Genomic DNA, 12,244 nt, shown 5'->3' with positions numbered 1-12,244 from the left:
TCTGCATGAGCTTCGCCGACCTCGGCCTTTCCGACGAACTTCTCCGCGCCGTCGGCGACACCGGCTATACCGAGCCGACGCCGATCCAGGCGAGCGCGATCCCGCCGGTGCTGATGATGCGCGACATCATCGGCATCGCGCAGACCGGGACCGGCAAGACCGCCAGCTTCGTGCTGCCGATGATCGACATCCTGGCGCACGGACGCAGTCGCGCGCGGATGCCGCGCAGCCTGATCCTGGAGCCGACGCGCGAACTGGCCGCGCAGGTCGCCGAAAACTTCGAGACCTATGGCAAATACCACAAGCTGAGCATGGCGCTGCTGATCGGCGGCGTGCAGATGGGCGATCAGGTCAAGGCGCTGGAAAAGGGCGTCGACGTGCTGATCGCCACCCCCGGCCGCCTCATGGACCTGTTCGGGCGCGGCAAGATCCTGCTGACCGGCTGTTCGATGCTGGTGATCGACGAGGCCGACCGGATGCTCGACATGGGGTTCATCCCCGATATCGAGGAAATCTGCACCAAGCTCCCCGCGCAGCGCCAGACGTTGCTGTTCAGCGCGACGATGCCGGCGCCGATCAAAAAGCTGGCCGATCGCTTCCTCAACAATCCCAAGACGATCGAGGTCGCGCGCCCCGCGTCGACCAACATCAACATCACCCAGTGGGTGGTGCCGGTGAAGGGCCCGTCGTTCGCGAAGCGCAAGGCGCTGCGTGCGCTGCTGGGGCAAGAGGAGGTGCGCACCGCGATCATCTTCTGCAACCGCAAGACGACGGTGCGCGAGCTGAACAAGAGCCTGCGCGAGCACGGCTTTTCCAGCGGCGAGATCCATGGCGACATGGACCAGCCGGCGCGGCTGGCCGAGCTGGAGCGGTTCAAGAAGGGCGACGTCAACATCCTGGTCGCCAGCGACGTCGCGGCGCGCGGGCTGGACGTGAAGGGCGTGAGCCACGTCTTCAACTATGACGCGCCATGGCACCCGGATGATTACGTCCACCGCATCGGGCGCACCGGGCGCGGCGGCGCGACCGGAGTCGCCTATACGTTCGTCGGGCCGGACGATGCCGAGAATATCGAGAATATCGAGAAGCTGACCGGGCAGAAGATCGCGCGGATCGCAGAGGTGCCCGAGGCCGCTGCGCCTGCGGAGGAAGCCCCGCGTCGCGAGCGCGGGCGGCGGCGCGAGCGGGTCGAGGCGCGTGCGGAAGCGTCGCCGGTCGAGCCGCGTGAGGAAGCACGACGGCGGGAGCGGTCGCGGCGGGATCGCGACGAGCGCCCGCGTGGCGGGCGTGAGCGCGAGCGGGCACCGGTGGTGGCCGAGGCTGCCGACGATGGCGGCTGGAACGGGCCGGTGCCGGACTTCCTGAGTGTCGGGCTGCGCTACTGACAAGCGCCGCTCGTCGGGTTGACCGGCGGCGGTGGTTCGTGGCAGGGACACTCCTGTCGCGGGTATAGTACAATGGTAGTACAGCAGCCTTCCAAGCTGAATACACGGGTTCGATTCCCGTTACCCGCTCCATTTCCCCATACCGATACATGTCCGTTCATGCGTGAACGCTGAGATGGAAAGCGGTTTGCGCTTCGCCTGCTACGGTGTGATCCATCCCGATTGAACCATTTCCCGCCGTCACCCCGGACTCGTTCCGGGGTCTACCGTCCCGCAAGAGCAACCGCCCGTCTGCTGGCGGAGCGGTGGATGCCGGAACGAGTCCGGCATGACGGGTGGTGGCGCCGCTTCAGTGTTGATGGATGACGCTTGAACCGGCCGGTTGACGTGGCCCGTGCTTCGACAAGCTCGGCATGAACGGGGCAAAGGTCGCACGGAGGGAGCGACGATCCCGGCTGGCGAGCGCCGGGTGCATCCGGCGCTTGACAGCGTCACGCTGTTTGTGTACAAACAGAGAACATCGAGATGGTGTGAACGGGCCGGGCGGCTCGGGGCCGCGGGCCCCGGTCGCGCCGGCCCGTTTGCGTTTCGATGCGCGGGGCAGCGGGCGGGAGGGTGCAGATGGGTGAGGGAGCGGGAGCCGATGGCGTGTCGGTGGCCAGCGTCGCGGTCGCGCGGGCGGCGAAACCTTCGCAGCGCTGGTCGCGTGAGGATCGCCTGACGTTTCTCGACCATTTCGCGATCGCTGGCGATGTCGCCAAGGCGGCGGCGGCGGCGGGCAAGACGGCGCGGTCGGCCTATGCGCTGCGGCGGCGGAGCACGAGCTTCGGCGCGCAATGGCGGCTGGCGCTGGACGATGCCTATGAGCGGATGGAGGCCGCCTTGGTGCGGCAGGTGCTGGGCGATACCGACACGAAAATGGACGTCTCGGCCGCGTTGCTGCTGCTGGGGCGGCGGCCGCCGGCGGTGATCGACGTGGCGACGACGCCGCGCAAGGTCGCCGATCGCAACACCCCGCGCGCCAAGGCCGAGCGTGAGTTGGTGCGGCGGTTGGAGGCGATGTCGAAGCGGTCGCGCCCGAAGGTCGCGGAGTGAGCGGCGCGGACCCGTATGGCGGGATCGCCGGCGTACGGAAGCTGGCGACCCTTGGCGCCGTGGAACGGAACGCGGTGCTGTCGACGCTGAGCGCCGATGCGAAGAGAGAGCTGGTGCAGAATTGGCCGCTCTGGGCACATGACGGCCAGTTGCCGCCGCCGGGCGACTGGCGCGTGTGGTTGATGCAGGCCGGGCGCGGCTTCGGGAAGACGCGGGCCGGCGCGCAATGGGTCGGCGCGATGGCGCGGGCGGTGCCCGGCGCGCGGATCGCGCTGGTCGGCGCGACGATCGAGGATGCGCGCAAGGTGATGGTCGCCGGGCCGAGCGGCGTCGTCGCGGTGGCGCGCGACGACGATGCCGTGGTGTGGCGGCCGTCGAGCGGCGAAGTGCGGTTCGGCAATGGTGCGGTCGCGACGCTCTATTCGGCGGCGGCGCCGGAGAAATTGCGCGGGCCGGAGCATCATTTCGCCTGGGCCGACGAGCTGGCGAAGTGGAGCCATGCCTCCGCCTGGGACAATCTGACGATGGGGCTGCGGCTGGGCGTGCTGCCGCGCGTGCTGGTGACGACGACGCCGCGATCGACCACGTTGATGCGGCAGGTCTGCGCCGGGACGGGGACGGTGGTGACGCGCGGAAGCACGCGCGACAACGTCCACCTTCCCGACGCCTTCGTCGCGGCGATGGAGGCGAGCTATGGCGGAACGCGGCTGGGGCGGCAGGAGCTGGACGGCGAGTTGATCGACGATGTCGCCGGGGCATTGTGGTCGCGTGCGCTGCTCGAACGCCAGCGCGTGCGTGAGGTGCCGGAGCTGGCGCGCGTGGTGGTGGGAGTCGATCCGCCCGCCGGGGTCGGTGGCGATGCGTGCGGGATCGTCGCCGCCGGGCTGGGGCGCGACGGGCATGGCTATGTGCTGGAGGATGCCAGCGTGACGGGGGCGAGCCCCGAACGCTGGGCCACTGCGGTGGCGGCGTGCGCGGCGCGGGTGTCGGCGGAGCGTGTGGTGGCGGAGGCGAACCAGGGCGGCGCGATGGTCGAGCAGGTGCTGCGCGCGGCGCAGGCGGAACTGCCGATCCGGCTGGTCCATGCGACACGCGGCAAGGCGGCGCGCGCCGAGCCGGTCGCGGCGCTCTACGAGCGCGGGCGGGTGTGGCATGTGCGGGCGTTTCCGGCATTGGAGGACGAACTCGCCGGGCTGGTCGCCGGGGGTGGGTATGAGGGGCCGGGGCGGTCGCCGGATCGCGCGGACGCGTGCGTCTGGGCGCTGACCGCGCTGATGCTCGACCGGCAGGGTGAGGTGCGGGTGCGGTCGGTTTAGCGGGGACGGCTCCTCGTCATTGCGGGCGTAGCGCGGCAATCCAGGCGTCCTGATCCGGTACTGGATTGCTTCGCTACGCTCGCAATTGTCTGTTGGAGATGACGTAGGGGGGTGGTGTCCTGCATGAGCGGGATGCCCGGCATCAGGTGGCCACCTGATGCCGGGCGCGGGCAACCGGGCCGTCTCGCAATAGGGCTTTTCGCCCGTCGTCATCCCGGTCGGTTGCCCGCTTCCCGTCACGCCTGGTGAGTTGCAGGGGCCGCTCGACGACGCCCGCAGACAATCGCAGGCTATCGCCGAGGATAACCGTCATGACCCGCTCCGCCAACCCCGCCACTGACGCCGCCGCCACCACGCCGACCGGGTTCGTCGGCTGCGACGTCGGCAAGGCCGGCATCGCCGTCTTCGACAGCGTCACCGGCCGCGCCACCACCATCGCCAACACGCCGCTTGCGCTCGACGCCTTTGCCGCCGCGCTGCCGCCCGGGCGCCTGCTGGTCTGCGAGGCGACCGGCGGCTACGAGGCCGCGCTGCTCGCGGCGGCGTCACGCGCCGGCCATGCCATCCACCGTGCCGATGCCCGCCGCGTCAAGGCGTTCATCCGCTCGCTGGGAACGCTGGCCAAGACCGATGCGCTCGATGCCCGTGCGCTCGCGCGCTACGGGCAGGAGCGCCACGAGCGCCTCGACCGCTGGCACCCGCGCGATGAACACCGCCAGGAGCTCGCGACGCTGGTCAACACCCGCAGCGATCTCGTCCGTGCCCGCACCGCGTGCACCAACCGCCTCAAGGCCCCCGGCGCCGGCCCGGTCGCCGCCGAGCTGCGCGCGCTGGTCGCCGCGCACGACCAGGCCATCGCCGCGCTCGAGGCCCGGATCGAGGCGCTGCTCGCCGGCTGCGCATCACTCGCCCGCACCGCCAGCGTCCTGCGCACCATCCCCGGCATCGGCGCGACCACCGCCGCGGCGCTCATCGCCCTCCTGCCCGAACTCGGCACGCTCGGACGGCGCCAGATCGCCAGCCTCGCCGGCCTTGCACCCCATCCCCGCCAAAGCGGCACCGTCGATGGCTATCGCCGCACCCGCGGCGGCCGCCCGGAGGTCAGGCGCGTCACCTTCATGGCTGCCCTCTCCGCCGTCCGCTTCGCGCCCGACATCAAGGCCTTCTACCAGCGCCTCCGTGACAGCGGCAAAAAACCCATCGTCGCCCTAACCGCCGCCATGCGAAAACTCATCACCATCGCCAACGCTAAAATCCGCGATGATGCCGCGCAACTGAGTTGATGACGGTGGGGTAGCGGGCGATTGTTGCGCTTCATCACGTGCTTCGAGACGATGATCGGGTGAACATGCCTGGGGCATGTTCACCCGATCATCTCGGCGTCGCTCGATGCCTCCTCAGCACGAACGGCATTCTTGAGATAACCTTCTCGGAGAAATCACATGGCTTGGTTCGGATGGAAGTCCGGGCGCGCAGCGGCGCGTCCGGCGTTGGGGCGTGTCGGTGGCGTGGCGCGGCCGGTCGGGGAGTGGCCGCAGGGCTATGAGGCGCAGGTACGCGCCGGTTATTGCGCGAATGCGATCGCGCAGCGCGCAGTGAAGCTGGTCGCCGAGGGCGTCGAGGGCGCGCCGCTCGATGCCGGCGATGCGCGGTTGCGCGCGCTGGCGGGCGGCCGCGGGGTGCTGGAGGCGGTGGCGGCGCAATTGCTGCTGCACGGCAATGCCTTCGTGCAGGTGTTGCGCGACGGCAACGGGCAGGTGGTGGAGCTGTTCGCGCTGCGCCCCGAGCGGGTGCGCACGACGCAGCTCAGCGTCAACGGCGAGGCGGTGGCGATCACCAGCAAGGATTCGGGCGGGTGGCGCGACCTGCTGTCGGGCGCGGGGGTGCGGTCGGTGAGCGTCGCGGCGGCGGGGGTGTTCACCGGATCGGCGGCGGAGCAGCGCGTCAAGGCGAGCGCGCTGGCCGGGACGCTCGACGATTACCGGCTGACCTTCGAGAGCGGCGAGACGATGACCGGGCGGTTCCTAGTGACGCGGCTCGACTATGCCGGGGATTACAATGGTGAGCGCAGCTACACGCTCGCGCTGGAAAGCTCCGGGCCGGTGGTGAGCGCATGAACCCGGTGCCCAATCACGTTCGGGGCGAGGCGGCGTTGCGCGTCGCGGGGGAGATGCTGGTGCTGCGGCCGACCTTCGCGGCGCTGGTGGCGGCGGAGCAGGAGCTGGGGCCGCTGTTCGCGCTGGTCGAGCGGGCCGCCGAGGGGCTGCTGCGGCTGGAGGAGCTGGTCGGCCTGTTCTGGCACTGCCGGCACGAAGCGCCCCCGGCGCTGACGCGCGAAGCGTTGGGCGAGGCGGTGGTGGCGGCGGGGGTGAGCGCGGCGACACCGGCGCTGAAGGTGCTGCTGACGCAGATCTTGTCCGGGCGATGACGACGTTCGCCGAGGCGGCAGTCAGGAGTTTCGCCGAAGCGGCGCGGCGGCTCGCCGGGCTGGCGGGAGCGGTGTTCGGATGGCGGCCCGACGATTTCTGGCGCGCGACGCCCGCGGAACTGGCGGCGCTGGTACGCGCGTGCGCGCCGGAGCCGACGACGCCCCCCGATGCCGCGACGATCGCGGCGATGCAGGAGGCTTTTCCCGATGGATGACGAGATCGAGCGGCTGGTGATCGGCGTGCGCGCCGACACCGGCTGCTTTGGACGCGACGTGGCGGTGATGCGCGCGACGCTGGAGGACGGGCTGGGACGGGGAGCGGAGCGCGCGGGGCGATCGGTCGAGGCGGCGCTGGCGCGCGCGGTGCGGACCGGCAAATTGGGGTTCGACGACCTGAAGTCGGTGGCGCTGCACGCGCTGGGCGAGATCGCGATGGCGGCGCTGAAGGACGGGGTCGCGAGCGTGCTGGGGGACGGCTCGGGCGGGGTGGCGCGGGTGCTGGGCGGGCTGCTCGGCCTGCCGGGGCGCGCGACCGGCGGGCCGGTGAGCCCGGGGCGTGCCTATCTGGTCGGCGAGCGCGGGCCGGAGGTGTTCGTGCCGACGACCAGCGGGCAGGTGGCGGTGCCGGGTGGTGGCGGTGCGCGCGACGTGCGGGTGGCGATCACGATCAACGCCGGTGGCGCGGGCGCGCCCGAGGCGATGGCGCGGTCGAGCCGGCAGGTCGCGCGCGCGATCCGGGCCGCGCTGATGGAGGCGGAGTGATGGCGTATTGGCTGACCGAGCGGCGCGCCGCGCAGGCGACGGGGGTAATGACGCGCTTCGATCCCGCTTACTGGACCGTCGACTTCCCGCGCCCGATGATGGCCGCGGTGACGACGGTGGCGGCGGATGCACTGCGCGTCGATGCGGTGTTCTACCATCGCGACGATCTGGCCGGGTTGATCTGGGAAAGCGCGGACCGGCATGACCATCCGCTGCTGCGCTACGACACGGCGCGGGATTATCGCGGGTGCCGGTTGTCGTTCCGGTGGCGGTCGGCGGGGGTGCTGGCGCTCGACGCGGTCAACGGTCCGGTGCTGACGATCGAGGGGCGTGACGCGAATGGCGTGCCGCGCGCCTGGTATGTGCGGCTGTGGAATTATGCGCGCGGCACGCCGGAGGATGCGCGGGTGTCGATCGACTTCGGCACGGTCGACGGCGGCTTCCTGCTGCCGGGCGAGCGCGATCCGGTGTGGGCGGGCGATATCGACCGGTTGTTCGTGTCGCTGGTCGCGCCGGGCTATGACCCGGCCGGCGGTGCATTGCCGCAGCCGGTCGAGGCGTGGGCGGAGCTGAGCGAGATCGCCTGCGACGGCGCCGGGGCGGTGCTGACGGTCGGTGATGTCGTGCTGCCCGAACACGATCTGCGGATCGCGAGCGGTTATGACGACAGCTATCACCTGACGCCGGCGCGATTGCTGCGCAACGCGCTACAGCTCGGCTATCGCGGCGCGATCGTCCATTATGTCGGGATGAGCCATTATTTCCGCCTCGACAGCGGGATGGTCGTGGGCACGATCAATGTCGCGTGCGCGGCATGGCATCGCGATCTCGCGACGCGCGCGAAGGCGCTGGGCTATGACATGATCTGGTCGCTGTCCTACGAAGTGTTCGACGCGCATTGCCCGGCGGCGTGGAAGCAGCGCGCGGCGGACGGATCACCCGCGCTGACCGGGTGGGTGCCGCCGTCGACCTTGCTGTCGCCCGGCAATGCGGCGGCGATGGCCTATCTGCGCGGGATCGCGCTGGCGTTCGTCGCGATCGGTGTCGCCGCGGGGCTCACGCCGCGCTTCCAGATCGGCGAGCCGTGGTGGTGGGTGCTGCCCGACGGGCGGCCGTGCCTGTACGACGACGATGCGAAGGCGGCATTCGCGCCGGTGGCGATCCGGTGACGCAGCAGGAGTATCTCGCGGGGTTCGTGCTGCGCGCGGTGGATCGCGGGCAATGGCGCGCGATCGTCGCGGCGGCGGGCGCGGCGCAGGCGCGCGGGGTGGCGCGCGTCTATCTCTGGGCGCTGCCGCAGATGCTGCGCGACGGGCTGGTCTATTGGCAGGAGGAGGATGCGGTGGAGGCGTTCGACGACGTAATGTTCCCGCTCGCCCTGGGGCGTGAGGCGGAGGTGACGCCGACCTTCTCGACCGGCGTGACGACGAGCGCGGGCGGGCGCGAGACGCGGCAGGTCGGCTGGGCGGAGGCGCGGACCCGCTACGACGTCGGGCCGGGCGTGCGCAGCGAGGCGGATGTGGCGACCTTGCTCGCCTTCTATCGCGCGCGGCTGGGGGCGGCGCGCGGGTTCCGGCTGCGCGATCCGTTCGACTGGCGCGCGACGGGCGAGACGATCGGGACCGGCGACGGCGTGACGCGGCGCTTCGCGCTGGTGCGACGCTATGACGCGGCGACGCGGCGGATCACGCGGCCGGTGGCGGGGAGCGTGCGCGTGACCGTCGGCGGGGTGGCGACGGGGGCGTTCACGCTGGCGGCGGGCGGGATCGTGACGCTGGATGCGGCGCCTGCGGCGGGCGTGGTGGTGGCGGCGTCGTTCGACTTCGACGTGCCGGTGCGCTTTGCCGAGGATCAGTTGAGCGTGACGCGCGCGACCTATCTGGCGGGTGCCGCGCCGTCGGTGCCGCTGATCGAGGTGCGCGAGGCATGAGCGATCAGTTGCTGACGCAGGCGCTATGCTGGCGTGTCGAGCGGCGCGACGGGGTGATGCTGGCGCTGACCGATCACGATCGCGACCTGGAGGTGGCGGGCGTGCGCTATCGCGCGGCGCCGGGGATGGTGCCGTCCGCGATCGTGCGCGGCGAGGGGCTGGACGCCGACACGATGGAGGTGAGCGGCGCGCTGGGCAGCGGCGCGTTCCGGCGCGACGACCTGCTCGCCGAGCGCTGGGACGGTGCACGCGTGGTGATCGTCGCGGTCGACTGGAGCGATCCCGCCGCGGTCGCGGTGCCGCTGGGCGAGGGGCGGATCGGCGAGGTCGAACTGACCGAGCAGGGCTTCACCGCCGAGCTGCGCGGCGTGCAGGCGCAACTGGAGCGGCCGGTGAGCGAGGTCACCTCGCCGTCGTGCCGCGCGACGCTGGGTGACGCGCGGTGCCGGGTGGCGATGGCGGCGCGGCGGCGGTTCGCGCGGGTGCTTGCGTGCGCGGGGGCGGAGGTGACGCTGGATCGCGGCGAGCCGGTCGACGATGCTTATGGCGAGGGCGTGCTGCGCTGGTTCGGCGGAGCGAACGCCGGGCTGGCGAGTGCGATCGAGCGCTCGGCGGGCGCGGTGCTGACGCTGCGCACCGCACCGGTGTTCGTGGCGGAAGCGGGGGTGCTGATCGAGCTGGTCGAGGGGTGCGACCGGCGGCTGGCGACCTGTGCCGCGCGGTTCGCGAACGTCGCGAACTTTCGTGGCGAGCCGCATCTGCCGGGCGTCGACCTGCTGACGCGCTATCCGGGCGGATGAGCGCGGGCGAGCGGGTGCTCGCCGCCGCGCAGCAACTGGTGGGGGTGCGATTCCGTCTGCAGGGGCGCGACCCGGCGCTGGGGCTCGATTGCGTCGGGCTGGTCGCGGTCGCGCTGTGGCGTGCGGGCGCCGTGGTGAGCGTGCCGCGCGACTATGCGGTGGCGCGGGGGCGGTTGCCGGGGGGCGCGGTGCCGGCGGAGCTGGTGCGCTGCGACGGCGCGCGGCCGGGCGACGTGCTGTTGTGCCGGGTGGCGGCGACGCAGCTTCATCTCGCGATCCGCGCGCCGGGCGGGATCATCCATGCCGATGCGGTGGCGCGGCGTGTGGTGGCGCGGCCGGGGGCGGTGCCGTGGCCGATCGAGACAGCGTGGCGCTGGACGCCACGGGGAGGGTGAGATGGCGACATTGGTGCTGAAGGCGGTCGGCGGCGTGGTCGGCGGACGTCGCGGCGCGGCGGTCGGGGCGGTGCTCGGCTATGTGATCGACCGCAGCCTGCTCGCGCCGACGCGGCGACGTGGCGGCGAGCGGCTCAGCGATCTCAAGGTGCAGACCTCATCCTATGGCACGCCGCTGCCGCGGATCTTCGGGACGATGCGCGTCGCGGGATGCGTGATCTGGTCGACCGACCTGATCGAGACGCGCAGCGTCACGCGCGGGGGCAAGGGGCGGCCGGGGGTCGAGGGCTATCGTTACGCCGCGTCCTTCGCGGTCGCGCTGTCGGCGCGCGCGATAAGCGCGATCGGGCGGGTCTGGGCCGACGGGCAGTTGCTGCGCGGGGCGGCGGGCGACTGGAAGGTGCCGGTGACGATGCGGCTCTACCGTGGCGACGAGGCGCAGCGCCCCGACCCGTTGATCGCCGCGCTGGAGCCGCAGGCGCCCGCCTATCGCGGCCTCGCTTACGCGGTGTTCGAGAACCTGCCGCTGGAGACGTTCGGGAACCGCATCCCGTCGCTGAGCTTCGAGGTGATCGCCGACGCGGCTGCCCCGACGATCGGCGCGGTCGCGGCGGCGCTTGGCGGCGGCGCGGTGACCGGCGTCGGTCCGGCGATGACGTTGCCCGGCTATGCGAGCGGCGGCGAGAGTGTCGCGAGCGCGCTGGAACTGCTGGCGACGATCGCCGGCGGCTGGTGGGTGCCGACCGGCGGGACGCTACGGCTGGAGAATCGGCCGGGCGCGACGCTGACGATCGCCGACGATGCCGCGATCGACGAGCGGCGGCAATCGATCGAGACGGTGCCACGCCGCGTGCGCGTCTCCTGCTACGATCCCGCGCGCGATTACCAGATCGGGGTGCAGCAGGCCGCGCGCCCCGGTGCCGGCTGGCGCGAGGAGGCGCAGGAACTGCCCGCCGCGCTCGAGGCGGGGCAGGCGCGCGGTCTGGCGCAGGCGATGCTCCGACGCGCCGAGCGCGCGCGGGTGACGCGGCGTGCCACGCTGGATGCGGGCGCGATCGGGATCGCACCCGGCGATACGGTACGCTGCCCGGGCGAGGCGGCGGCGTGGCGGGTGACGCGCGTCGAGGTCGGCGGGCAGGGCGTGACGCTATCGCTGGCCGCGCTCGATGGCGCGGCGGGGGCGTTGCCCGCGGACGCCGGGCGCGTGCTGGCCGCGCCGGATCGCCCGCTGGCCGCGACGATGCTGGTCGCCGCCGAGCTGCCGCCGATCGACGAGCCGCGCGGCGAGACGCTGCGGATCGCGGTGCTCGCCACCGGCGATGCGCCGGGTTGGCGCGGCGCGGCGCTGATGACGAGCGATGACGACGGCGCGACCTGGCAGGAGGCCGGTGGCACCGCCGGGCCGGCGATCGTCGGTCGGCTCGCGATGCCGGTTGCGGCGGGAACGGCGTGGCTGATCGATCGCAGCGCGACGATCGAGGTGGTTCTGGCGCACGACGCGCTGACATTGCTGTCGATCGACGATGCGGCGCTCGATCGCGGCGACAATCTCGCGCTGCTGGGCGATGAGCTGATCCAGTTCCGCGATGCCGAACAGATCGCGCCACGGCGCTGGCGGCTGTCGACGATCCTGCGCGACCGGCGAGGGAGTGGCGCGCGAGCGCACCCGGCCGGGACGGGCTTCGCGCTGATCGAGCGCGGGTGCGTGGCGACGATCGCGCTGCCACGCGCGCGGGTCGGCGACACGATCCGCCTGCTGGCGAGCGGCGTCGGCGATCCGCAGCCCGTCGCGGTGTCGGTCGTGACCACCGGCCGCTCGGTTGCGCCCCCGGCGCCGGTTCGGCTGCGCGCGATCCGGCGTCAGGACGGCGGGCTCGACGTCAGCTGGGTGCGGCGGAGTCGGCTCGGCTGGCGATGGAGCGACGATGGCGACGCGCCCCTGGGCGAGGAGCGCGAACGCTATCGCGTCACGATCGGCGCGGGCGCGGGTGCGCGGGTGATCGAGAGCGATGCGCCCGCGCTGACGGTGTCCGCCGCCTCGTTACCCGCTGGCGCGATGCAGGTGGCGGTCCTTCAGCTCGGCACGCTCGCCGTCTCGGCCGCGACCATCACCCTGATCGAAGGAGAGTGACG

The 12,244-nt window shown here is 72.1% G+C and carries 11 protein-coding genes, 1 tRNA gene and 1 pseudogene; all 13 read left to right on the top strand.

Annotated features, from left to right (window positions below):
• Positions 1 to 5: 5 nt before the first annotated feature.
• The gene (locus PGN12_02130) at positions 6 to 1,385 is read left to right on the top strand and encodes a DEAD/DEAH box helicase (protein ID MEH3102687.1); all 1,380 of its coding nucleotides are present in this window, start codon (positions 6 to 8) and stop codon (positions 1,383 to 1,385) included.
• Between the two features lie 58 nt (positions 1,386 to 1,443).
• Positions 1,444 to 1,517, top strand: a tRNA-Gly gene (locus PGN12_02125).
• Positions 1,518 to 2,006: 489 nt separating this feature from the next.
• Entirely contained in the window at positions 2,007 to 2,480 is a 474-nt protein-coding gene (locus tag PGN12_02120) for a hypothetical protein (GenBank protein ID MEH3102686.1), read from the top strand.
• Positions 2,477 to 3,796 (top strand): terminase family protein, encoded by a 1,320-nt coding sequence (locus tag PGN12_02115; protein MEH3102685.1) that lies wholly within the window; start codon positions 2,477 to 2,479, stop codon positions 3,794 to 3,796. The genes PGN12_02120 and PGN12_02115 overlap by 4 nt, the downstream gene beginning before the upstream one ends.
• Before the next feature lie 311 nt (positions 3,797 to 4,107).
• Complete coding sequence (locus tag PGN12_02110; GenBank protein MEH3102684.1) at positions 4,108 to 5,079, top strand: IS110 family transposase; 972 nt, start codon at positions 4,108 to 4,110, stop codon at positions 5,077 to 5,079.
• A gap of 450 nt (positions 5,080 to 5,529) precedes the next feature.
• A complete protein-coding gene (locus PGN12_02105) occupies positions 5,530 to 5,913 on the top strand; it encodes a phage tail protein (GenBank protein ID MEH3102683.1) in 384 nt (127 codons plus the stop codon).
• Entirely contained in the window at positions 5,910 to 6,224 is a 315-nt protein-coding gene (locus PGN12_02100; protein MEH3102682.1) for a gene transfer agent family protein, read from the top strand. Before PGN12_02105 ends, PGN12_02100 begins: the two co-directional genes overlap by 4 nt.
• Complete coding sequence (locus tag PGN12_02095) at positions 6,221 to 6,439, top strand: phage tail assembly chaperone (GenBank protein MEH3102681.1); 219 nt, start codon at positions 6,221 to 6,223, stop codon at positions 6,437 to 6,439. The genes PGN12_02100 and PGN12_02095 overlap by 4 nt, the downstream gene beginning before the upstream one ends.
• Entirely contained in the window at positions 6,432 to 6,986 is a 555-nt protein-coding gene (locus PGN12_02090) for a tail tape measure protein (protein MEH3102680.1), read from the top strand. The genes PGN12_02095 and PGN12_02090 overlap by 8 nt, the downstream gene beginning before the upstream one ends.
• Positions 6,986 to 8,916: pseudogene (locus tag PGN12_02085) on the top strand (DUF2460 domain-containing protein). Before PGN12_02090 ends, PGN12_02085 begins: the two are co-directional and overlap by 1 nt.
• Positions 8,913 to 9,716, top strand: a complete 804-nt coding sequence (locus tag PGN12_02080; protein ID MEH3102679.1) for a DUF2163 domain-containing protein — start codon at positions 8,913 to 8,915, stop codon at positions 9,714 to 9,716. The pseudogene PGN12_02085 and the gene PGN12_02080 overlap by 4 nt, the downstream one beginning before the upstream one ends.
• Positions 9,713 to 10,111 (top strand): peptidoglycan endopeptidase, encoded by a 399-nt coding sequence (locus tag PGN12_02075; GenBank protein MEH3102678.1) that lies wholly within the window; start codon positions 9,713 to 9,715, stop codon positions 10,109 to 10,111. The genes PGN12_02080 and PGN12_02075 overlap by 4 nt, the downstream gene beginning before the upstream one ends.
• A 1-nt stretch (position 10,112) precedes the next feature.
• Entirely contained in the window at positions 10,113 to 12,242 is a 2,130-nt protein-coding gene (locus tag PGN12_02070) for a phage tail protein (protein ID MEH3102677.1), read from the top strand.
• Positions 12,243 to 12,244: the final 2 nt, after the last annotated feature.

Source organism: Sphingomonas phyllosphaerae (genome assembly GCA_036946405.1).
GTDB lineage: Bacteria > Pseudomonadota > Alphaproteobacteria > Sphingomonadales > Sphingomonadaceae > Sphingomonas > Sphingomonas phyllosphaerae_D.
This window is presented reverse-complemented; position numbering and strand designations above follow the sequence as displayed.